This window comes from Mycobacterium sp. Dal123C01, assembly GCF_052566995.1.
Window position 1 is genome coordinate 395535 of sequence record NZ_CP199580.1, and the last position, 23534, is coordinate 419068.

Consider the following 23534-nt stretch of genomic DNA (forward strand, 5'->3'; position numbering starts at 1 on the left):
AGCGTGGCCGGGGCGACGCAGTTCGGGTAACTATGTGATGTCCAACAGACGAAAGGGGGTCATTCCGATATCTCTTTTCTTCGAGCGTGCGCGAAATTGGTGGATCGGCTCCGACCCCGGGCTGTTGCGACTGCGATCGGCTCTCCGGACGACGGCCGCGCTGGCCTGCTCCCTGGTGGTGCTCTCGCTGCTGACGAAAGCGACGGGCCAGCCGCTGACTGTCGCGTTGCTGGGCGTCGTCATCACGATGATCGCCGCCCGGTCCGTCAACGAGCCGGACCCGCAGCAGCAGCGGATCACGATGGCGCTGTTGCCGGTGCCGGGGCGCTGTCCATCACCGCGGCCACACTGCTGGCTCCGCATCCGATCGCCGCCGACGTCGTCTTCGTGGCAGTGGTGTTCTGTGCGGTCTACATCCGCCGCTTCGGGGCCCGCGGCCGGGCGCTGGGCATGGTCGCGTTCATGTCCTACTTCATGACCTTGTATCTGCGGGCCGGTCTCTCGGAGTTGCCCTGGCTGATCCTGGCCGTCGTCGTCGGGACGGTGTGCACGTTTGTGATGGGCACCTACGTGCTGCCCGATCAGCCAGAACGGGTGCTGCACTCCACAATTCGGGCGCTGCGCGCGCGGATGGCGATCGTGATCGACACCACCGCTGAAGCGGTTCGCACCGGCCGCCTCGACGAACGGCGACGCCGCCACATGCGGACCCGCACCATCCGGCTCAACGAGACCGCCCTGATGGTGCAGGATCAGATCGAGGACAAAGCCAACCCCGCCATGCGCTATCGCGGGATAACCGCCGAACAACTCTCTCCCTGGCTGTTCGACGCCGAACTCGCCGTCGAATGGGTCGCCACCGCGGGCCGGCGGGCGGCGGCGGTCGCCTCGGAAAATCCCGCGGCGATGCCGGCCGTAACCCGTGCCGACCTGGTCACAGCGCTCTCCCTGCTGTCGCGCGCGATGCGGGTACCACAGGAAGGCGGCCTTCGGCAGGCCGCGAGCCACGCTCAACGGGTCCTGGACCGGCAACTGAGCTCCCCCGCGACCGATGACGAGGGCGACGCCGCGGTGCGCCGCCTCGCCCTGGCGATCATCAATGCGGCCACCGCGACGGCTGAAGTGCGGGCACTCGTCGAGGGCGCCGTCACCGGTCACGCCGCCCCTGTCGAGAGCGCCGACAGCGCGGTGCCGCCCACACCCGACGACGAGCAACCGGAGCACGGCCTGCGGCAGACCACCCGGCAGGCCATCCAGGTCGCCGTCGCCGCGTCGCTGGCGATCGTGACCGGCGAGTTGTTGGCGCCCACCCGGTGGTACTGGGCGGTGATCGCGGCATTCGTGATCTTCGCGGGCACCAACTCGTGGGCCGAAACACTCACCAAAGGCTGGCAACGGCTGCTCGGCACCGTGCTCGGCGTGCCCGCCGGCGTGCTGGTGGCCACGCTGTTCACCGGCGACAAAACCGCATCGCTGGCCGCGATCTTCGTATGTCTGTTCTGCGCCTTCTATTTCATGACGATCACCTACAGCCTGATGACCTTCTGGATCACCACGATGCTGGCGTTGCTGTACGGCCTGCTCGGGCAGTTCTCGTTCGGGGTGCTGATGCTGCGGATCGAAGAGACCGCGATCGGTGCCGTGATCGGAATCGCGGTCGCCGTCCTGGTACTGCCGACCAATAGCCGAACCGCCATCCGCACCGACACCAAAACTTTTTTGACCAGCCTGTCCGACCTGATTGAAATCTCCACCGCCACGATGTTCGGCGGTGACGAGGCGGTGAGCCCGACCGAGCAAGCCCGCCAGCTCGACCGAAACCTGCAGCAGTTCCGGATCACCGCCAAGCCGCTGCTGGCAGGTGCCGCCGGGCTTGCCAGCCGCCGCAGCATCCGGCGGGAACTTCGGATATTCACCGCGTGCGATCGGTATGGACGGAGCTTGGCCCGCAACAGCGAGCGGTACCAGGATCCCGTTGGCTCGCAACCGCTTTGCGATGCTTTCTCCTCGGCCGCGGGGCAGACTCGACGCAACATCGACGCGTTGATCGCGATCGTCGACGGCGCCGGCGCGCTGACCGTCGATTCCGCGACCGACGACCTTGACGCCGCCGAGTGCCGGGCTCGCCATCACGATGACGAGCGCGAACTGCGCATCGATACCCGACGATTCCTCACCGCGGTGCACGCGCTGCGCCAGATCGAACGGTCGATCGTGACCGCGGCGATAAACCTCGGTGCACGTGACAGCCTGAAAGTTTCCAGTCCAACAGTGACCGGCTAGATCACCGAAAGGCGCAGCAGCATGAAAATTACCGGCAACACCGTCTTCATTCCCGGCTCGACCAGCGGGATCGGCTTGGCGCTGGCGCTGCGCCTGCAGGCCAAGGGCAACTCCGTCATTGTCGGGGGCCGCAGGACCGAATTGCTCGAGCAGATCGCCGCGGAACATCCCGGTATCCATACCGTGCGGATCGACACCGCCGACGCCGCAAGCGTGCGCTCGGCCGCCGACGAGGTGCTGGCGCGTCACCCCGGACTCAACGTCCTCATCGCGGTGGCGGGCATCATGAAAATCGAGGATTGGCATCACCCCGACACGTTCCTCGAGTCGGCCGAATCGACCATCATCACCAACGTGCTGGGACCGATCCGCCTCATCGCGGCGTTCGTCGAACATCTGCAAAAGCAGCCGGCAGCTACCCTCATCACGGTCTCGTCAGGCCTGGGCTTCGCGCCGCTGCGGGTCACGCCGAGCTATAACGCCTCCAAGGCCGCCATTCACATGCTCAGTGAGTCGCTGCGTATGCAACTGGCCGACTCGACGGTCGAGGTCAAGGAACTCGTGCCGCCGGCCGTGCAGACCGATCTGGTTCCCGGACAACGGGACAACGACGCCGCGATGCCACTGAACGATTTTCTCGACCAGGTCATGCAGTTGCTGGAAAACGAACCCGACAGCAAAGAAATCCAGGTGGAGCGCGTCAAGTTCCTGCGCTACGGCGAGGCCCGCGGCGACTACGACCAGGTGATCGCGGCGCTCAATGCCAGCGACCCGCACGGCAAATAGCCGACATTTGCCCTTAGGTGTATGCCCAGCCTCCGCTAAGCGCTAGCATCTCCTCACCACCCGCGATTTTCGAGGAGCACATCCATCGCCACTCCGAGCCTCCCGCCGGGGTTCGACTTCACCGATCCCGACATCTACGCCCACCGGTTACCGGTGCAGGAGTTGGCGGAACTGCGCCGGGCGGCGCCGATCTGGTGGAACGAGCAGCCGCTCGATCGGGGCGGGTTCGGGGACGGCGGCTACTGGATGGTCAGTAAGCATCGCGACATCCGGGATGTATCGCTGCGCACCGAAGTCTTCTCGTCGGCCACCAAGTCCATCGTGCCGCGCTACCGGGAAGACTTGGCGGAAGGCCAGATTGAGGCGGGGCGCACGTCGATGATCATGATGGACGACCCCGAACACAGCCGGCTGCGCAAGATCGTGTCGCGCGCCTTTACGCCACGCGCGGTCGAGCGGCTGCGCGCCGACCTTGGAGAGCGTGCCCGTCGCATCACCATCCAGGCCGCCGCTGAGGGCTCGGGCGACTTCGTCCGCCAAGTGGCGTGCGAATTGCCGCTGCAGGCGATCGCCGGCCTGCTCGGGGTGCCGCTAGAGGACTACGACAAGTTGTTCGACTGGACCAACAACATGATCGGCAGCGACGACCCGGAGTTCGCCGACAACGATGCACTGACGTCGGCGGGCGAATTGATGTGGTACGCCATGCAATTGGCGGCGCGTAAGGCCGAGGAGCCGGGCGATGACATCGTCACAGCGCTGGTCATGGCCGATGCCGACGGACAACGGCTGTCCGACGCCGAGTTCGGCATGTTCGTGGTCACGCTCGCCGTCGCGGGCAACGAGACGACCCGCAACTCCATCACCCAGGGGATGATGGCCTTCACCGACCACCCCGACCAGTGGGAGCTGTTCAAGCAGCAGCGACCCAAGACCGCGGCCGATGAGATCATCCGGTGGGCCACCCCGATCACGGCGTTTCAGCGCACCGCGCTGGCCGACACCGAGCTCGGAGGTGTCGCGATCAAGAAGGGCCAGCGGGTGGTGATGTTTTACCGCTCGGCCAATTTCGACGAAGAGGTCTTCGACGACCCGTACGCCTTCGACATCCTGCGCAGCCCCAACCCACACCTCGGATTCGGTGGCACCGGAGCGCACTACTGCATCGGCGCCAACCTGGCACGCATGACGATCGACATCATGTTCAATGCGATCGCCGACCACATGCCCGACCTGACTTCCGCGGGAGACCCCCAGCGGCTGCGGTCACCGTTCATCAACGGCATCAAACACTGGCCGGTCGACTACAAGAGCGGCTGCCCCGTCGCTCACTAACCCGGCGACCCAACACCGCAGGTCGTTGACAGTCACAGGCGCTGGCCATACATTGTCTGGAAGTTGTCCGCGAGCTTCACGCCCCGCGGATTCCGGGCTAAGGAGAGCGCCATGGCCGTCGGTACCGCTCCCGCAAGTGTTTTCGACGCCGACCTCCCTGCGCTCAGTTACGACGCCGCGGAGACTCCCTCGGACATCTACCCCCGCATCGAAGCCGCACAACGACAGGCCCCGATCGCGCTCGGGCCGTACGGACCCGAGGTGCTCTCCTACCGCCTGGTGCGCTCCGTACTTCGCGATACCCGGTTCCAGATCCCGCCCGGCATCAATCTGTTCGTCCAGGGCATCACGTCAGGCCCGTTGTGGGACAAGGTGGTCAACAGCTTGCTGTGCCTGGAAGGTGATGCCCACCACCGGCTGCGCAGCCTGACGTCCAAGGCGTTCACCCCCCGGGCGACCCTACGCCCGCACGACACCATGGCCGACCTCATGAACGAGCTCGTCGATCAGGTTGCCGACGCGGGGAGCTGTGACGTCGTCACCGACATCGCCCGCCCCTACCCAGTCCCGATCATCTGCGCGCTACTTGGCGCACCACGCGAGGATTGGCAACAGTTTTCGCTGTGGGCCGACGAGATCTTCAAAGCCTTCAGTTTCAACGTCGATCTCCGCGAACTCGAGCCCGGCGTCATGCGCGCGTGGGGCGAGCTCGACGACTATGTCGACGACATGGTTGCCCGCCGCCGGCACAGCCTGACCGACGACCTGCTTTCCGACCTCATCCGCGCCGAGGATGACGGTGATCGCCTCAATGCCGCCGAACTGCGCATGCTCGCCGGAGGTCTGCTGCTAGCGGGGACGGACACCACCCGCAACCAGGTGGGCGCCTCGGTGCAGGTCCTCTGCGAGCACCCGGATCAGTGGCAGCTGCTCAAGGAGAATCCCCAACTGGCCATGAATGCGGTCGAGGAAACCATGCGCCACTCACCGATCGCCTGCGGAACTCTCCGGCTGGTGATCGAGGACGCCGAGCTCGACGGCTATCTCTTCCCCGCCGGCACCATGGTGTTGGTGAATACCGCTGCGGCCAACCGTGATCCAGCTGTCTACGACGACCCACACCGGGTCGACATCACCCGCAAGGGGACACCCCCCATCCTGACCTTCGGCGGCGGCATTCACTACTGCCTGGGCGCCAACCTGGCCCGCCGTGAGCTCGCCGAAGCACTGACCGTTCTGTCCCAACGGCTGGTGAACCCGCGTATCGCCGGACCGGTGCCATGGAAGCCGATGGTGAGTCTGAGCGGGCCGACGAGCCTGCCCATCGAGTTCGAAGTGAACCGATAGTCGTCGGCCGTCCGCCCGCGTAGGGTCCAAGAGGTGAAAGAGCGCAAGACAGCCGACGGCGCGGTTCTTGTGTCACCGGACAACTTCATCAGAGCCGAAAGCGATCTGTATTTCGGCAATGTCGTCACGGACGGCGGATTGGGCGCGTTCGTCCACAACCGAGAACTCACGCCGCTGGACAAGCAGCTGGTGGTGCGGTCAAACCGCGACACGCTGTATTCGGCAGGCGTCTTCGACCTTGATGCCGGGCCAATCACGATATCGCTGCCCGACCCCAGCGGCCGGTTCATGTCGATGCAGGTGATCACCGAGGACCAATACGTGCCCGCGGTGTTCTACGGGCGGGGCCGGCACACTCTTACCCGCGACGACGTCGGCACGCGGTATGTGATGGTTCTGATCCGCATCCTAGTCAACCCCCACGACGAGGCCGATCTTGGGACGGTCCACGCGCTACAAGACGCTGTCGGGTTGCAGCAGGACGGCGCCGGCAGTTTCGAGATCCCGCAGTGGGATCCGGTCAGCCAGAAGACGGTACGAGACGCGCTTGGTCAACTCGCCGCCACTATGTCCAACTTCTCGGGGATGTTCGGCACCAAGGAGGACACCGAACCGGTGCGCAGGCTGATCGGCGCGGCCACCGGATGGGGCGGCAACCCGGAAAGAGATGCCACCTATTTCGGCGTCCATCCCGCCAAAAATGACGGCGCCACCGTATATCGGCTTACGGTGGACGACGTGCCGGTCGATGGGTTCTGGTCGGTCACTGTCTACAACAAAGACGGCTATTTCACGCCGAACGCGGAAAACGCCTATTCGCTGAACAACATCACCGCGCAACGCGACACCGGCGGCACCATCACCATTCAATTCGGCGGCTGCGATGCCCAGACATCCAACTGCTTGCCGATCACTGCGGGATGGAACTACCTGGTCCGTTTATACCGACCGCAAGAAAAGATCCTCACCGGCGAGTGGACATTCCCGGAGGCACAACCGGTTTCGTGATCGTGCAGTTGTGAGAAAGTCCGCAGAAGTCGCGATCGCACTGAACCCGCTTTACGCTCCTGGTTACACGAAGTTAACGGGGGTTTGCTGATGCGTGCGTACCAGGGGCGAAGTATGTCCGGAGCCCGTCTTGCCCTGTTCGGGCCGGCCGTCTGTCTGGTGATCGCGTCCTGTTCGGAGACCGCGTCTCCACCTGCAGCAACACCGACGACCGAGACGTCCACTTCGACGATCACCACCAGTTCGGTTCCGCCACCACCGCCGATATCCGGCCCTTTGGAGAAAGACTGGAAAAGCTACGGCGGAACGGCCTACTTCGGTTGTCCGGAGGAATTCACGCTCAGCAAATCCGCGCTCGAGGACATTCGGCCCAAGGTATTCGATACGAAAACCGGACAATACGTAGCGCCGGCCCTGCCCGCGATTCCCGCCGGCGAGAACGTCACCGGAGCCATCTGCGCGCTGTCGGGCACGGCGGATGCCATGAAGGTCGTGTATGTGGTGGCGACCGTCAAACCGGCGCAGGCGCCGCAGCCCGACGTCGCCAAGACCACCGCATACGCCTTCGACTTCAAGACGGGTCAGCAGGTGGTGACGAAAGAACTTCAACCACCGATTCCCGAGTTGTCATTGACTGACGCCAAGCAATGGCGGCTTGGCGCAACGACATCCGGCGTGGCGTGGATCAATGCCTTCACCGATGGGCATGCCACGGCGTCCCCGCCACGGACCGTCCTTCTTTCCGGTGCCGACTTATCCGTGACGTGGAGCGATCCCGCGCCCGGTCACGTATGGCAGGACGTGCTGTCGTTCCAACGAAACACGCAAGCCGGCAAGACCTCTGGCGCCGAGCTGCGCCGCCCGTCGGGCGAAGCGATCTATCAGGACAACGACGTGGTGACCGTCGATGCCGAATTATCGGACGGGCCAGACAAATTGGTGAAGATCACCCATCGGGACTCCCCCACCGTCGTGTCGACCATGTTTTTCGACCTGAATTCAAAAACCATCATCAAGGTCGGAGACTCCGACCGGATCTCCGGCGGCGGATTAGCCGCGACCTTGTCCGACGGAAGGCTGTTCGTCGATGGGCGAGACTCGCCTGATTCCCAGTTCGGATTCGGTGTTTGGAACCTGCGCACCCAACAGTGGGAGTTGCTGAAGAATCGAGAGGACGCCAAGAAGCTGCCGATCTCCAAAGTGGCATTCTTCGGCGACCATCTCTACATCACGAATACCGGCCAAACGTTCTCGGTACTCGCCCTGCCGGCTCCCGATCCGGTCTCGACGAACTGGATCGTCCGGCCCTTCGAGCGGATATCGGGGTGGACGCTGGTCTGCCGCGGCGAAACCACCGCAGGCGGAGAGTGCAAGGAAATCGTCATGGTGCAAGACCAGGACGGTCACTACCCCGGCCCCTGGTTCTGACGCCGACCTGCGGGAAATGTCATTATCAAATAAGTGATAGTGCTTCTCGTATTGCGAGAGTACGTTATCGATGTATGAAAACGGTGCGCAGTTTCTGCCGCATTTGCACGTCTGTCTGCGGCATTCTCGTCGACGTCGACGGGGACGAGGTGGTCCGCGTTCGCGGCGACCAGGACCACCCTTTTTCGCACGGTTATTGCTGCCCGAAGGGCCGGGCGTTGCCGCAAATGCACCACCACCCGGACCGGCTCGAGCGACCGCGGATTCGGGTCGACGGCCGGCAGCAAGACACCAGCTGGGACGTCTGTCTCGATGATCTAGGCAGCCGGCTGAAGGACATCATCGACCGGCACGGGCCCGCATCGGTCGGCTTCTACTTCAGCACCATGGAGAGTGCCGGGTTCCGGATGGCCGAAGCCTTACACGCCGCGATCGGCACACCGGCGAAGTTCAGCCCGCTGACCATCGACGGCACCGCCAAACCTCTGGTCTCCGATTTGGTGGGTGGGTTCATGGGTCTGTCCGGCCGAACGGATTTGGACAGCTGCGATTTTCTGATGCTCGTCGGCATCAACCCGGTGGTCTCACATGGCCACGCGATCTCGATGCCCAACCCGACCGGCACGGTGCGCGACATCGCCAAGCGCGGGCAGGTCTGGGTGATCGACCCACGGCGTACCGAGACCGCGCGACTGGCCTCTGGCCATCTGGCGCCGCGCCCCAGCACCGACCACGCGGTGCTGGCCTACTTGGTGCGCGAAATTCTGCGCGACGGCATGAAAACGGATGTGCCCGTTCAAGGCATCGACGAACTGGCCGCCGCGGTTGAGCCGTTCACCCTCGAACACGCCGCGCGGCTCGCCGACGTGCCGGCAACGGAATTGGCGCGACTGTGCGCGGCGGTGCGCGCCGCCCAATGCGTTGCGATCGAAACCGGCACCGGTGTCACGATGACGGCCGACCGGGCCAATGTCACCCAATGGCTGGCCTGGGTGCTGATGATCCTCACCGGCGCGATGAACCGGCCCGGCGGCACCTGGTTCCATCCCGGATTCGCTTACCAGCTTGAAACTTTCGGCGAGTTACTGCCAATCACTCCGATCGAGGGATCGTTCGGCCCCGGTCCCCGCAGCCGCCCGGAAGCCCAAGCGTTCATCAACGAATGGCCTTGCGCCGCACTGCCCGACGAGATCGCCGCCGGAAATATCCGCGCCCTGATCAACGTCGGCGGCAGTCTGGTCACGTCATTCCCGGAGACGGGCAAGTTGATCCCGGCGCTGCAGAACCTCGAGGTTTTCGCGACTACCGAGATCATCGACAACGAGACCACGCAGTTGGCCACCCATGTGCTGCCGACCAAGGATCCCCTGGAACGCCCGGACATCACCATTCACGACATCCTGAGTTCGCAAGTGTCGGTGCAATACACGTCGGCGGTCGTCGAGCCCGTCGGCGAGCGGCGATCGATGTGGTGGGTCTTCGCTGAACTCGGCAGGCGGCTTGGCTACGACCTCGGCAGTCTCGGCGATCCCGACAGCAGCACCGACGACGACGTCATCGCCGTCCTGCTGGCCGGAGCCCGCACCAAGTATGACGAAGTGGCGGCCACCGGTTGGGCGGAAGTACCGCGTGAGCTACCGGCGGCGTGGGTCGACGACCACATCGGGCGGATGGGCGGTTGGCGGCTGGCCCCGCCGCTGCTCGTCGATCAACTCGCTGCGCTCAAGCCACCACCGCCGCTGGTGATGGTGCCGCGCCGTCAGCGCCGGAAGCTGAACGGGCAACTCGATTTTCTCGGCGAGCCCCCGGAGATCTTGATCAGCCCCGAGGACGGCGCCGCCGCGGGCGTCGTGAGCGGCCGGCCCGTAACGGTACGCAGCGCCAGCGGAGAGCTGACCGGCGTCGCGAAGGTCGACGCAGCGATGCGGCGCGGGGCGGTGTCGATTCCGCATGGCCACCACGTGGCCAACGTCAATCGCCTGACCAACAAGGACGACATCGACGTGGTGACCGGCATGGTCCGCTACTCCGGCATAGCCGTCAGCCTGCACCCGGCCTGAAACACCAAGCACACCAAGCACTTAGCCGAATAATGGCGCCCACGAATCGCTATCCGGTCGCCAAGATGTCCTGATAGCGTTGCTGGGTTCCGGCCTCCACCGCATGCCGCTGTTCGAGCAGCATCGCGCAGCGCAACGCCAGGTCGAACGACCGATAGCAGTAATGCGATATGAGCGCCAGGTGCTTGAGTTGCTCATCGCTCATCGACTCCGCCTGGGTGAAGTCCCGGACGTAGACCATATCGGCCTCGAGGAGTTGGTTGAGGGGCCGGCGCGGATCCACGCAGGGCGCAATCGGCCATAGTTTGATCGCGGCGAAGCAGTGCGGCAGAAATCCCCGGCTGCGTAGCTCGGAGTCGATGTCGCCCAGGGTTGGCTGATCCTTGTAGAGCGTCATGAATGAGACCTCGGTCTGGATCGCGACCGTCTCGGCGAGCTTCGCCGTCCCGCCTCGAAAAACCGCGAGTTCGGCTCCTTGTACGTCGATCTTCAGGAAGTCGAGGTGTTGAACTTCGGCAATGTCGTCGAGTCTGCGGGCTTGCACGGGTACGCGCTCGATCACTTGCGCGGCCGGCTTGAGGTACTCGAATACGTCCAGCGCCACCGGGTCCGGTTCGAGCAGGCTGGTCATACCGGATCCGCGACATATGTTCAGCGTGTGCGCATCGCCATCACCGACGACATACGGCAGGTAACACTCGTGTGGGCCTTGGTTTCGCTGCAGCTCGAGCAGCGGCGCGTGCTGAGGCTCGAATCCCGTCACCCGACATAGCCCCGCGGCAAGCATTGCCGTGTACGGCGGCTCGGAATCGATCGGATTCGCGCCGACGTCTACGACGTCGGTGAGACGTTGCGGGGCGAGCAGGTTCCGGAACTCTGCGATCTTGCTGGTGCCATCTGGAACGTCCGCCAACACCACGCCGTCAAGTATTACAAGGCGGCAGCGGCGGGCACCACGGGTCCGCGCTGCCACGGCCGCGCCAATGCCAGTTGCGGCAATTGCCATTCCTCCCGGATAACGCCGCAGTCAGCAATCGACGGAGCTCGATGGTGCTCAATACCGTCGTTTCGGCGTAACAACAGCGACGCCAGCTGCGGGAGGTTCGGCCGGGCTTTCGATCGTCTATGTATCAATTGTGTCACCGCTGAGCTGCGGCGATGTTGCCTATCGGTTAAGGATAAAACACTCTCGGCGCGGGAAAGCGCCGCAGCAATAATGCTGATGTAATTTAAATTCAAGTCGCCCAACGTTGCACGATTCCCCCCGCCCCACAGGATGGAGGACGCCAATGTACAAACGTGAAACCGACAAATGCCGCAAGTGCCATGGGCTAGCCGATGCCCTCGTCTGGTATCAGTACTCCTCCCGAGGGGACACGGTCGGAAGAATCATCCACCGGATCCGCTGCCGCAGCGGCTGCACGGGTTTGGTGGTGGCCGGGCCGGGCGCACGCAGTTAGCCCAGCCGGTCAAAGATAGTCGACCGGTCAGTTAATATTGATGGCATGCCACGGCCGCCGAACCCTGAGGTGCGCCGCCGCCTGCTCGCGGCGGGACTCGACCTCGTGCACGCGCGCGGCTTCGCGGCCAGTGGCGTCAAGGACATCACCGACGCGGCCGGCGTCCCGAAAGGTTCGTTCTACGCGTACTTCCCCAGTAAAGAGGCCTTCGCCGCGGCGATCCTCGACCACTACTGGTCCGACATCGAAATGCGGCTGCTACCAATCCTTGCCACGGATGGATTGGCCCAGGAGCGAATCACCCGCTTCTTCCATGCGCTCGCCGACGAACACGAGTCGGGCGAGTTCCTGCTCGGCTGTCTGGTCGGCAACCTGTCGCTCGAGCTCGGCGGTTCCAGCGAATCGGTACGCGCCGAACTCGTCCGCATCCTCGACCGCTGGGACGCTGCACTAACCGCGTGTGTGCGCACCGGGCAGGACGGCGCCGGCGGCATCCGAGCGGACCTCGATGCGGCCGAGCTCGCCTCCCTGCTGATCGAGTCCTGGGAGGGCGCGGCCGTTCGCGGGAAGGTGACCCGCAGCCGCGCCCCGTATGAACGGTTCGAAACCATCACCGTGCCGGCACTGCTGAGCTGATCCGTTGCGGTCAGAAAAGATTGTGTCGTCATGTCTTGATTTATAGACGACTGGTCATCTATTATTTGGGTACCACGAGCGTAAGGATCACCCTGATGACAGACCTGACCATGTACGCCGAACCGCAGAACCCCGCGCTGCCGAGCTCCGGCTTCGAGCTCGATCATCAGCATGCCGCACTTGTCATCACCGATCCTCAAGTCGATTTCCTTAGCCCCGAAGGGGTTTCGTGGCCGGTGTTCGGTGACAGCGTCCGCGACAACAACACCGTCGCTCACATCGATGAACTCTTCTGTGCCGCGAAGCTGGCCGGAATCACCGTGGCGGTATCGCCGCACTACTTCTATCCAACCGACAGCCAATGGCTGTTCGGTGATCCGCTCGAGAAATTCATGAACGCCGTCGGCATGTTCCAGCGCCAGGGCGCGTACACGACCGACGGCTTAGCCGGCTCCGGTGCCGATTTCCTGCCCGCCTACCGGCACCACATCCACGACGGGCACACCGTGATCGCCTCTCCACACAAGATCGTCGGCCCCGAGTCCAACGACCTCGTGCTCCAGTTGCGCAAGCGCGGCGTGAACCAGGTCGTGCTGGCCGGAATGGCCGCCAACCTGTGCGTCGAAGGCCACCTGCGCGAACTCATCGAGCAGGGCTTCGAGGTCGCCGTCGTCAAGGACGCCACCGCGGGCCCACGCCTGCCCGAGGGCGATGGCTACCTAGCCGCCCTGGTGAACTTCCGGTTCCTCGCCAGCGCCGTTTGGACCACAGCCGAGGCAACAGCCCAGCTGAAGAAATCGGTTGACGCGGAACATCTTTCGCGCTAATCCTACCAACAAGGAGGCCGAACAACATGGCAACAAATGACGAGCTGTATCAGCAGAAATTCGCGTTGAACAACGGCGACGAGATTCCGGCGCTCGGGTTCGGGACGTCGCTTTCCGACAACCGCAAAACCCGCGACGCCGTCAAGGCCGCGGTAGAGGTGGGTTTCCGCCACCTCGACGCCGCCGAACGGTACCAAAACGAAGCAGAGGTTGGCGCGGCGCTCAAGGAGCTGTTCGCCGCGGGCACGGTCCGCCGTGAGGACCTGTTCGTGACGACCAAGCTGTGGAACAACAACCATCGTCCCGAACGGGTCAGGCCTGCGCTGCAGGCCAGCCTGAACAGGCTGGGGCTCGACGCGGTCGACCTGTACCTGGCGCACACGCCATTCGCGTTCCAGCCCGGTGACGACCAAGATCCTCGCGACGCGCACGGAGCCGTCATCTACGACAGCGGAGTGACCTTGGAGGAAACCTGGGCCGCGATGGAAAGCCTTGTCGATCAGGGACTTACCCGAACGATAGGCCTGTCCGACATCGACGCCGACGGCACCCGACGGATCCTCGACTCGGCCCGAATCAAGCCGGCGGTCGTGGAGGTCGAGTCGCATCCCTACCACCCGCAATGGGAACTGCATGAATTCTGCAAGACGGAAGGCATCGTCCTATTGGCGTTCGCTTCGCTGGGGCACGCGCTGGAGCCGCGACTGCTCGACGACCCGCTGATCGTGGATCTGGCTCAGCGCTACGGCAAAACTCCCGCGCAGGTGCTGCTGGCCTGGGGGATTCAGCGCGGAAGCGCAGTGCTGACGGGATCCGTTAATCCGTCACGCATCCGCGAGAACTTCGATGTCACCGCGCTTCCCGAGAGCGCAATCCATGAGATCAACGAGCGCCTCGACACTCGCATTCGATTCAATTCGGTTGCAGACGGGGGAGTGCCGGGATTCGCGGAGGTGCCAGCGGGCAATTGAGACAAAGGGTCTTGTGGCCCAAGCATGCTGCGAGCGCCGAGGGGTAACCTGGGCTACCCGTCGGCGCACTGCAAAGGAGAGACCGTGAAAGCTTGGCAGGTCCACGGAATCGGTGAGCCGAATGATGTTTTGCGCCAAGTGGATCGGGAGCTGCCGGACCCGGGCGCCGACCAGGTCAGAATCAAGGTCGCGGCGGCGGGGCTCGGATTACCCGATGTGTTGATGTGCCGAGGCACCTATCCGTTGACAGCTCCACTGCCGTTTACGCCCGGGCAGGAGTTGGTCGGTACCGTCACCGCGGTTGGACCGGGCGTCGGTATGGCAATCGGCACTCGCGTACTGGGTGTCAGCGATTTCCTCAGCGGCAATGGGTCCTTCGCCGCCGAAGCTCTTGCGCAGGCGAGCAATGTTTTCCCGGCTCCCCCTGGCATGGACGACGCCGTCGCGGCGGGATTCTGGATTCCCAACATGACCGCATGGATCGGGCTGGTTGATCGTGGCGGACTCAAAGCGGGACAGCGTCTGGCGGTGCTCGGCGCGGCGGGCGGCAGCGGAATCGCGGCAGTCCAACTCGGGAAGGCTCTGCACGCGGAGGTACTCGCCGTCGTCAGCGACGAAAAAAGGGCCGAATTCTGTCTATCACTGGGCGCCGACCACGTTGTCGTCGCCAATGGCGACACCGCCGCTGACGGAACTCCACTCGCGCACGCGCTGCGAGAGGCGACCAACTGGGTCGGGGTCGACATGATCTTCGATCCTGTCGGCGGTGCGCAGGGCACCGCGGCCATGACCGCCCTGGCTCGCTACGGTCGGCATCTGGCCGTCGGTTTCGCCAGCGGCGCGTGGCCAACCCCCGACGTCCAAATGATGGTCCTGACGAATACGACGCTGGTTGGTGTGCTCGCGGCGGGCTACAGCCGTGAACACGTCGAAGGGATCCTGCGGGGCCTTGAGGAATTGGTCGCCGCCGGTGCCATCCAGCACGCGGTAGCCGAGCGGGTGTCGTTCAGGGATATCCCCGAAGCGCTCACGCGACTTGGCGGACGAAAAGTCCTTGGCAAGATCATCGCCGAAATCGACGGCTCATGACGTGTGAGAGTCCACTGCCTCGTCGGTGGTGGTGCCGTTCAAGCGCGCATCCGGACCGGTCAAGGCCGGACTGAACTTGAGCGCGTCCACGAGTTCGTCGATGGCCGTTGCTCCTTGCCCACCGAGAACGGCCTGTGAGAAGCAGGTCTCCAGATGGTTATGCAACATGACTCTGTTGGTGCGTTCCAGCGCCGACTGCACCGCAGAAATTTGCTTCATCACGTCCACGCAATAGGCGTCGGTTTCAAGCATGCGGATGATTCCGTCGAGATGTCCGCGCACGGTCTTCAGCCGATTGAGCGCCGCACTTTTTTTGGCCGTCAGCTCCTGAGCCATCACTGTTCCTTCTCGATGTGGTCGGGGTGACTCATCTCATTCGCCATGCTATCCCACCCCTCCCCGGGTGGGGTAGCATGGCGGCCATCAGGCCATCCAGCACAGGAGGTTCACGTCATGACAACCACGACCGACGCATCCCCACCGGCAGATGATTCCGGCGTTGCGACCAAACAACCCAAGAACTCCCAGCACCGGTCAAGCCGTCTGAACCAGGCATTGGCGTGGGTGGGCGTAGTCGCCGGAGGCTTGTTCATCGTCGCGGCGATCTTCTTCTCGGGGTTCTTTCTGAGTTGGGACTTGGGCGGTCCCTCGGATGGACATAAGGGTGCGGCACCGATGGCGTGCTGTGACGAGATGAAAGCAGGCCAGCCGATGAAACCCGGCGCGATGATGGCGCCCGGTGGCCAGATGAAACCCGGCGAGATGATGCCCGGCGGGATGATGGGACCGGCTCCGCAGTCACCCGCACCCACTCCCCCGAACACCCCTCGGCGATAGCGCCGAGGGTCGAGAACACAGGCAGCGCTCCGATGTCCACTCGACGAGTCGGCGCGACGCAATCCGTTTTGCGGCAAGCCCATTGGGACTCGGGTCTTATTGCGACACTGCGAGGGCGCGACCCTCGTCCTGACACCCGGCGATGAAGTCGGACGAGGAGTCCACTCGGGGCACCTTCCCGCTTTTGAGGACGTTTCTGAGCTCGTCTTGACAGTATTGTTGCCAGTCGGTGCTGACCGGGAACTGCACGTGATGCTGTTGAACCTGATCGTCGATGGCTTGTTTGCCCTGCTGGTAAGACGGGGACCCGGGATCGGCCGCCGCGGCCGGGCATAAGACAACGACAGCAGCGCTAATGGCCGCAACCAGCCTTAACCCGGGGATCCAGCTCACAAAAATATCGTACGTCGTCTGGTGCACCAGTCGACCGGCTTCTGGGCTACCCCTAGAAGGTCCACGAGCCCGAGGGTTGAAGCACGAAGCCGCGGTTCAAGATTGGGTCGATACAGGCAGTTAGACGGTCAGCGCCCACAACGCAGGTGATATCTGCCTTGGTTATTTTTTGGCCCACATTGAGCAGCGGCGAAGTGACGATCGGGCACCCGGTGCCCTTCTGAAAGCTGTAGGGGCCTAGGTCCGTTGGCACCGATGTCGGCGGTCCCACCACCGAGCAGCCGTCGCTGCCCACGGGGGCGTTGCCGGGAAGACCGGGTAGCGGCCCATCACAGCTGGCGCTGACGTGATCGCCCGGCTTGCTTGGATCAGGCAAGTTGCATTGGAGTCCGTCTGGGGTAACGAAATAGGCTGCGCCACCGGCACGGGCGGCTGCGGTATACGGCGCGGGGTCCACCGGTTGGAATGCATTGAGATCGGGAAAGTTCGGCGGCGTGGCCGTAGCGATGCCGGGGGCAGTACGAGAACAACCCAGCCCCAACACCGCGACGGTCGCGGTGATCGCCGCTACGGCCATCCTGGTTAGCACGCGATGTCGCCTCCCTAGTGTTGGACGCCGAAGGTGGTCGTCCAGGTATTGGGATCGTAGGTCGGTCCGGGCGGCCACGTGCTCACCCGCAGTTGAACTGTCTCAAGGCCGGTCGCCGGATCAACCGTTGTGCCCGTGACGGTGGGTCCGTAGACAGTGGGAAGCTGGCCTGCATCTATCAGCGTTTGGGGGGCCGCGGCCGTCAGTCCCTGCGGGGTGGCGGCGGTGATGGCCTGGACTGGCCCTCCGTTGGTCGCGCCGACAAGCATGTAACCGCCACCCTGGAGTCCAACGAGTTGGCTTTCACGATCACCGGGGAGGCTGACGTCGCCGACGCGCTGCAACGAAGTCATCCAGCCGTTGGGATTGGCCGGGTCGATAGGTCCCGACACCCACAAGCCGCGGTTGAGATCGCCCGTCCGGTTGCTGGTGTTGCCGATGATCACCATCTGATTGGTGGCGGGGTCGTAGACGCCGCTGGCCTGGTAAATCCCCGGCAGGTCACCGACTTTCACCGGATGTGCGGGATCGCTGTAGTCCCAGACAGACCCGTTGGTCGCGTACTCGTTGAGCCCAGGGGTGTGAGTGCCGTCTGGGTTGCTGAAAAATGCGTACCTGCGGCCGTTGGGCCCAAGCGCGGTCCCCGTGGGCAGTGGCCGGGTGCCCGGGGGGCCTTGAGCCAGCTGGGAAGCGGGGCTGCGGGGCAAGCCGTCTCGTGGATCGCCGCCGAAGGTGGGGCCCTGGCCGTCTTGGAATTGGTCTTGTAAGTCGTAGGTGTTCTGCTCGTTGTGGGGCGGGCCGGCTGGGCCCGTGATCCTGGGGTCGCTGGGCGGACCTCCGTCGCCCTCCCCGAAGTCGGCGGGCTTGAACTCGGTGGTGAGGACAGCGTCCTGCGGGGTGAGGTTTCCGTTCGCTTGCGCGTGATGCAGCGATTCCGTGTAGGTGTCGCGAGTTGAACGCAGATCGCCGAGCGCAGCCCTGGTGTCGCCGATGGCGTCGTCTTCACACGTAGTGACGAAGGCACTCAGCGCGTCCCTATCCGCTGCGCTGAGATTGGGATCCTTTTCCATCTCAACCGCCTGGCCGATCATGTTGTCGAGCGTCTGCAATTGAGTCTCGAGAGCGGCGATCCGTCCAGCGGCGGCCTTTTGCGCTTCGGCCAGAGCGGCGGCAATATTTTCTAAGTCGACCCCGATCTTGGGCAACTGCAGGGACTGGGCACCGAGCAACTTCGTCACCCTCTGCACCTCAGCGGAATCATTGATCGGATGGTCGCCATTCTCCCGATTCCAGGCCGCCTCAAAGCGGCGACGGGCTTCTTCGAAGGCCTTGCTGGATTCGGTGGTGCACCGGCCAGCAGCATGAAAGGCCTCGGCCAAATCGGAAATCTGGGCCGGGCGGCCGGCTTGCAGACTTTGATTAATTTTCCACGGGTCACCGCCAGCCTCCGCGACCAGAAGCGGAATGCTTATATACCGGAGCTGCACCGCAAGGCCCGCAGTTTCAAGGCGTTACCTTCAGCATCAACAAGCATCACGGGGCCTGCAAACCTGTTGCAGCGACCGAAATGGTCTCTGACCTTGGTGGCAGGTACTGGATTCGAACCAGTGTAGGCGTAAGCCGACGGATTTACAGTCCGCAGATGGGGCTGCCTTAGGGTGTCCCGGCATCTCCAGAAAGTCTCTGGGTTGGGTGATGGTTTCAACGTATGCCACCGCATACCGGCGGTATCGCAGGAGTTGTGACAACGTCGTGACAAAACCGCGGGAGTCGCAGGCAAGGCCCTTGACTCACATGCCCACCGTCCAGTGCCTCGCCTACCACGCCGGAGTTTTTGAGGCTGCGAGAGTCAGTAGGTCAAGAAGCGCATCGGACCTTACGAAGATCGAGATGACTCCACCGCTAACGCCCTGGTCCGCCACGTGACCGCAGTTCACGCCGAGCAGCTTCACTGAGCCGATCGAGTGGGAGATGCCGATGACAGGCGCTCCGGACATACCTCCCCAACTGAAGGAATGGCAGAAGACATAGCCAGGCTTACTGATATCGACAAAATTGGCCGGGTACCGCGGATCGCTTGACACGATTCCCGAAACCAGCAGCGGCCTGTCAAGCCTCACGATTCCAGCAGCTAGTCCCGAGAGTCCCGGGTACCCCGCGATGAAGACGTCGTCGCCTGGAAGCACCGAGTTCAACTCTTCAGTAGTTGCACACCATTCGAACCCGTAGTGGTTCGCCTGCAGCGTGCTTGACGGAATCTCCTGCCAGTTTTTCATGGACAGGTCGCGCATAGCCACGACACCGATGTCGAGCGAATCGTCTTGGGGAAAAGTAATCTTTGGCTCCGGATACTCGAGCGAATACCATCTAGTCCGCGCCCCGGGGTCAGCCGGCTGGAAATGTCCATCGATCTTGACCTTGCCGAGGGTTGCGTAAGGGTTTTGCTTCGTAGGCTGAAGCTTGTAGTTGTATTCCAGCACATGACGGTTCGTGACTATGAAGTCACCAGCGGGATCGTTCATGACGAACGCCGTGCCCTGCTTACCAGCGATAGCTGTATTACTTCGGCTGTCATAGAACTCCGCCTCGATTGCGACAGAGGCATAGAGGTGTCGTCGGTCAATCAGTTGTGAACCGCCATGAGCTAGTCCGGTATTGGCTCCAAATGACACAACGTCAATGTAAGCAGACAAGCAGAACATCTGAACGGGCAGATAGCAGCCGATAACCCCCGGGAAGCCGCGACGGTGCTGGCCGGCTCGTCGGCGGTATGGGTGAAGACACAATTCCAACCCTGCGACCGCCCCATGCAAACCGTGTTCGCATGGGCAATTCAGACACCGGTGATTTCGGTCGCGATCGGTACACCCAGTTGTGTCGCGATAGGTGTGTAGAGGTCGATGTCTTGCTGCGCAGTTCTCAGCGAAAGAATCAGCGAGTAGCGCACCGGAATGTCGCGGCGGTCGGATCGACTGTTGTTCTTCCACCAGCCCCCGACCGGGTACACGGCGACTGAATTGCACCGCGCCAGTTCGCTTCCCGTGCCGTGCCACTCGTCTTGGTGCAGCGACCCCAGCGTGCGTTGGTTCTCACCAAGCAGCCACCGCTGCGATGTTGTCCCTGCGCTTGATGCGCCGTCCTCGGCAGCTTGCGCTTCCCGATTGATCCGAGCGATGAACTCCTGTCGAGTTTCCAACGATCCCTGCAGGTCGAAGCGCAGCGCGTGGGACGGGTAGGCGTACCGCTGTCGCCACCCTCGACGAGAGGCAGACGGCTCGATGAAGTACGACAGCGTGACGCGCAGCCGCACATCGGCGGCGCCGAGTTCTTCCAGTGCTTCGCTGGGCCAAGGCAGTGTGTGGAGCCGAAAGCTACGCATGCGAAAACCCGTGCCCTCGAAAGGTACGAACTGGTCCTGGGTGACGATAGTGACGGCTTGCTGTGACGAGTTGAGGACCGACTCCTCCGTGGGGACGCCCCAGCCATACCGGCGCAGCAGATTGAGCCGTGCTCTCTTCGGCTGATCGTGCTTGACCTCTGCGTCCATGGGCGGAGTCCACTCCGCCTCATGGGTCATAAGCGCGCGAATGGACTCCGGCCAGTAGTCTGGGTACCTGTCCATCGTCAGCGCAGCGAGACGTGCGGCCTGCGCGGTCGCCGCACTCGTCGCGTTCGCTGAGACGAGAGCAATGTCGTTGCTGTTGCCTGTGGAGCGGAGCGATAGAATGGGCAGATTGTCCTCGAACATCTGGGCACCGTCCGTGAGAACGTTCCCACCCTCCATGCAGATGTCTGGCTTGATCGGGGTCTTCCGGTGGCTGAACAGCATCGACGTCCGGCTGTGCGGTGAGAGTTCGCCCGTTTCAGCCAGTGGCTTCCACCCCGTGTACTGAGGGTGCTGCGGCGTCTCGGTGAGTTCGGTGTAGGCACCAACGGTCAGCGCGTTCCAAGCTTGGGCCGGGTCTTCGATGGCTGCAAGATCTGAGTTCTCGGCGTAGTCGGCGCTGTAGGAGCCGACGTTGCCCGCCGCCACGATAATGAGCCGCGCCGCGCCGGGTTCCGGGGCGGATACGAGTTGGAATTGGTCGCCGTCGCGAGACGAGTCAGTCCCAACCGCAAGTGCGTCGACTGCAGCCGACCATAGTGTCGGCTCGCCCGGATTATCCGGCGTTGTGCTGAGCGTCAGGGCGAATACCCGGCGTCTTCCGCTGGCGATTTCCGGTAGGGCGACCGCCTGAACAGTCGCGCTTCCGTAGTCGAGCGGGTCAATGTTTGGCTCGCCCGGACCGGGTTCCATGCGGACCGATTCCAGGCGGTGGCGGAGGTGGAGCGGGTCGCTGCTCTGAAGCGCGGCGTCCAGGTCGCCGAATAGGGCGAGTCCGGCCATGGATGTTCCGTGGCCGTGGGGGTTTAGATCAGTCCCCGAGCTGCCGATGATCGTGTGTAGGTCGTCGGGCGCTAAGGACTGCGCGAGCAGGACGTGACTGCGCAGCACACCGGTGTCTAGATGGCAGACCGCTGGCGCATCATCGCCGGCCGCGGTGATGCGTTCTGCGAGTTCCTGCACGTATTCGTCTTGTTCGGCGACAGGCAGATCCTCTACGGTCTCGATAAATTCGGGCCGCCGGATTTCGGCCACGGGCACAACGGTGAAAAGAAGCGTTTGAAGGTCCGACCACGACGCTTCCAGCCAGACGACTATTCGATCGCGGAATCGGACGGATCGGGACAGTAACCGGACGTGATAGGCGGCGGCGAAGCCTTCGATGGCACCGACGTGCTCGCTAGACGTGTCCAGCCACAGCTCCCACCAATGAAGTCCAAGCTGCGGTGGTTGGCCGTCCGACGTCCAGAGGTCGGCGAGTACTGCGTTTCGGATACGCGAGATGTTGGCGACGAGATCTTGGTTTTTCGGTTGGCCCTTCGCTGAGGTCTCATTGAGGTAGTCCTCGAAGAGCTTCATGAATGCCGCACGGTGTTTGTCTGACACCCACACAGTCGCCCGTTCAGGCTCGGATTCTGCGGCTGGCCGAACCGACAGCAGCAGCCATCGTGGCTGTTTGGGAACCTTCCGGTGACCGGTGAGACGATTGAGCGAGTTGAGCCTTAGCGGATAGGACGCACCTTCGCCCTCAAGCACGATGATGGTGCCCTGCGCCGCCAATTCGTCGTCGTTCAGTGCGACAGACTCGCGTTCGGTGTCGGATTCGGTGAATGAATCGCTCAGTTCGCCGTTAAGTGCGGCCCCGTGGGAGGCACGGTCCACTTGGCGCCGCCTGGCGCCTCCTCCGCCTTGCGCATAGCGGTAGAAGCCCTCCGAGGCCGCGAATCCCTGAACATAGAGGTGATCGCGCTGCCCCTCGTCAGCCAAGGGTCGCCGCTCGACGTGCGGTGAGCGCCGAGACGACATCGTCGCGCCCGACCTGCGTCTCACCACGCATCAGGACGGCTTTGGCGGCGGACTCGGCGGCTTTCACCAGATCGGCGTGGCTGAGGCCGTGGGTGTACTCGCTGAGCTTGGTCGTGCTCGTCTTCGATGCCATGGAGCCGAGCCGGGTTCGTACCACGGTCGCCGCCTGACGCGCGTCCGGCAACGTGTAGTTCAAGACTGCGTCGAAGCGGCGGAACAGCGCCTTATCCAGGATTGCGCGATGGTTGGTCGCCGCGATGACGATCGACTCCGGACCTGCATTCTCCAGGAACACCAGAAACGAATTGAGGATGCGGCGAGCTTCGCCGACATCGTTGCCGGAGCGATCGGCCCCGAGTGCATCAAATTCATCGAACAGGTAGACCGCCCGCTCCGCGGCGACGGCGTCAAACACGAGGCGGAGCTTCGCCGCCGTCTCTCCCATGAACTTGCTAAGCAGACCGTCCAGACGCACGGTGTACATGGGCAGGGACAGTTCTGTAGCCAGCACCGAGGCCGTCATCGTTTTACCGGTCCCCGGAGGCCCTTCCAGGAGTAACCGATGCGCCGGATTGAAACCATGTTCAAGCAGATTCTTGCGCTGCCGTTGCTCGGCGAGAATTTGTTTGATCTGTGTAATGCGGTCAGCTGACGCGATGAGCTCACGCAGATGCACCTGGGGATGTGACACTTCGACCAGTTCGGCCAGTTCGCCGCGGGCGCGTGGTAGCGCGGTGACGTTGGCCAGCGGGGCGCGCTCACGAGAGGAGTCCACGGCCTTCTTGATGTTGGAGGCGAGGACATGATGACCTTGACGTGCCTCTCGCGCCGCGATTTGAAGCGCGACGGCGTAAAAGGCGGCGTTGTCGCCGGATGCGTGGTTCCGCACCATCGCAGTGATGTGTTCACCCAGTCCTGCCATGTCGCCTCCTTCCCTACGCTGCTTGTTCGGTGTGTCACTGATGCTAACGGTGTCACCTCGGTCCGACACCCAGCGTCTTTCCAACTCGCCGACGCCCTCGGCGCATCCTGCGAAGTGCCATCGAAGCATTCAGACTTCGCTGTCGACTGGGCT

The 23534-nt window shown here is 63.3% G+C and carries 17 protein-coding genes and 2 pseudogenes; 12 read left to right on the forward strand and 7 right to left on the reverse strand.

Annotated elements, in window-relative coordinates:
* Positions 1–37 precede the first annotated feature (37 nt).
* The 7 genes and pseudogenes from ACTXG5_RS01905 to ACTXG5_RS01935 all read left to right on the forward strand — a co-directional run bounded on the left by ACTXG5_RS01905 (position 38) and on the right by ACTXG5_RS01935 (position 10247).
* Positions 38–2283 (forward strand): annotated as a pseudogene (locus tag ACTXG5_RS01905) (FUSC family protein).
* Between the two features lie 21 nt (positions 2284–2304).
* The gene (locus ACTXG5_RS01910; protein ID WP_445162088.1) at positions 2305–3069 is read left to right on the forward strand and encodes an SDR family oxidoreductase; all 765 of its coding nucleotides are present in this window, start codon (positions 2305–2307) and stop codon (positions 3067–3069) included.
* An 84-nt stretch (positions 3070–3153) separates the two neighbouring features.
* Positions 3154–4404 (forward strand): cytochrome P450, encoded by a 1251-nt coding sequence (locus ACTXG5_RS01915; RefSeq protein ID WP_445164228.1) that lies wholly within the window; start codon positions 3154–3156, stop codon positions 4402–4404.
* A 111-nt stretch (positions 4405–4515) separates the two neighbouring features.
* Positions 4516–5751, forward strand: coding sequence for a cytochrome P450 (locus ACTXG5_RS01920; RefSeq protein WP_445162089.1), 1236 nt, complete (start codon positions 4516–4518; stop codon positions 5749–5751).
* Positions 5752–5820: 69 nt separating this feature from the next.
* Positions 5821–6759: a DUF1254 domain-containing protein gene (locus tag ACTXG5_RS01925; RefSeq protein WP_445164229.1), complete on the forward strand. Its 939-nt coding sequence runs from the start codon at positions 5821–5823 to the stop codon at positions 6757–6759.
* 114 nt (positions 6760–6873) lie between these two features.
* The gene (locus tag ACTXG5_RS01930; RefSeq protein ID WP_445162090.1) at positions 6874–8187 is read left to right on the forward strand and encodes a hypothetical protein; all 1314 of its coding nucleotides are present in this window, start codon (positions 6874–6876) and stop codon (positions 8185–8187) included.
* Between the two features lie 74 nt (positions 8188–8261).
* A complete protein-coding gene (locus tag ACTXG5_RS01935; RefSeq protein ID WP_445162091.1) occupies positions 8262–10247 on the forward strand; it encodes a molybdopterin-containing oxidoreductase family protein in 1986 nt (661 codons plus the stop codon).
* Positions 10248–10296: 49 nt separating this feature from the next.
* On the opposite strand, the gene ACTXG5_RS01940 is transcribed toward ACTXG5_RS01935, so the two are convergent.
* Positions 10297–11166, reverse strand: coding sequence for an FkbM family methyltransferase (locus tag ACTXG5_RS01940; RefSeq protein ID WP_445162092.1), 870 nt, complete (start codon positions 11164–11166; stop codon positions 10297–10299).
* A gap of 586 nt (positions 11167–11752) precedes the next feature.
* Between ACTXG5_RS01940 and ACTXG5_RS01945 the strand changes: the two genes are divergently transcribed.
* The 4 genes from ACTXG5_RS01945 to ACTXG5_RS01960 all read left to right on the forward strand — a co-directional run bounded on the left by ACTXG5_RS01945 (position 11753) and on the right by ACTXG5_RS01960 (position 15230).
* Positions 11753–12343 (forward strand): TetR family transcriptional regulator C-terminal domain-containing protein, encoded by a 591-nt coding sequence (locus ACTXG5_RS01945; protein ID WP_445162093.1) that lies wholly within the window; start codon positions 11753–11755, stop codon positions 12341–12343.
* A 95-nt stretch (positions 12344–12438) separates the two neighbouring features.
* On the forward strand, positions 12439–13170 hold the full coding sequence (locus ACTXG5_RS01950; protein WP_445162094.1) for a cysteine hydrolase: 732 nt from the start codon (positions 12439–12441) through the stop codon (positions 13168–13170).
* Positions 13171–13196: 26 nt separating this feature from the next.
* Positions 13197–14141, forward strand: coding sequence for an aldo/keto reductase (locus ACTXG5_RS01955; RefSeq protein ID WP_445162095.1), 945 nt, complete (start codon positions 13197–13199; stop codon positions 14139–14141).
* Positions 14142–14225: 84 nt separating this feature from the next.
* Positions 14226–15230 (forward strand): NADPH:quinone oxidoreductase family protein, encoded by a 1005-nt coding sequence (locus ACTXG5_RS01960; RefSeq protein WP_445162096.1) that lies wholly within the window; start codon positions 14226–14228, stop codon positions 15228–15230.
* Here ACTXG5_RS01960 and ACTXG5_RS01965 read toward each other — a convergent pair.
* The gene (locus ACTXG5_RS01965; protein ID WP_445162097.1) at positions 15225–15566 is read right to left on the reverse strand and encodes a metal-sensitive transcriptional regulator; all 342 of its coding nucleotides are present in this window, start codon (positions 15564–15566) and stop codon (positions 15225–15227) included. The two genes, ACTXG5_RS01960 and ACTXG5_RS01965, sit on opposite strands and share 6 nt — an antisense overlap.
* 117 nt (positions 15567–15683) lie before the next feature.
* Between ACTXG5_RS01965 and ACTXG5_RS01970 the strand changes: the two genes are divergently transcribed.
* Positions 15684–16067: a hypothetical protein gene (locus ACTXG5_RS01970; RefSeq protein WP_445162098.1), complete on the forward strand. Its 384-nt coding sequence runs from the start codon at positions 15684–15686 to the stop codon at positions 16065–16067.
* A 96-nt stretch (positions 16068–16163) separates the two neighbouring features.
* Here the strand turns inward: ACTXG5_RS01970 and ACTXG5_RS01975 are convergent, their stop codons facing one another.
* From ACTXG5_RS01975 to ACTXG5_RS01995, 5 genes and pseudogenes are all read right to left on the reverse strand, one after another.
* Positions 16164–16460: a hypothetical protein gene (locus ACTXG5_RS01975; RefSeq protein WP_445162099.1), complete on the reverse strand. Its 297-nt coding sequence runs from the start codon at positions 16458–16460 to the stop codon at positions 16164–16166.
* 1500 nt (positions 16461–17960) lie between these two features.
* Positions 17961–18536: pseudogene (locus ACTXG5_RS01980) on the reverse strand (putative alpha/beta hydrolase); the annotation flags it as partial.
* Positions 18537–18866: 330 nt separating this feature from the next.
* A complete protein-coding gene (locus ACTXG5_RS01985) occupies positions 18867–19721 on the reverse strand; it encodes a S1 family peptidase (protein WP_445162100.1) in 855 nt (284 codons plus the stop codon).
* Between the two features lie 161 nt (positions 19722–19882).
* A complete protein-coding gene (locus tag ACTXG5_RS01990) occupies positions 19883–22420 on the reverse strand; it encodes a S8 family peptidase (RefSeq protein ID WP_445162101.1) in 2538 nt (845 codons plus the stop codon).
* Positions 22413–23381: an AAA family ATPase gene (locus ACTXG5_RS01995; RefSeq protein ID WP_445162102.1), complete on the reverse strand. Its 969-nt coding sequence runs from the start codon at positions 23379–23381 to the stop codon at positions 22413–22415. The genes ACTXG5_RS01990 and ACTXG5_RS01995 overlap by 8 nt, the downstream gene beginning before the upstream one ends.
* Between the last annotated feature and the right edge of the window lie 153 nt (positions 23382–23534).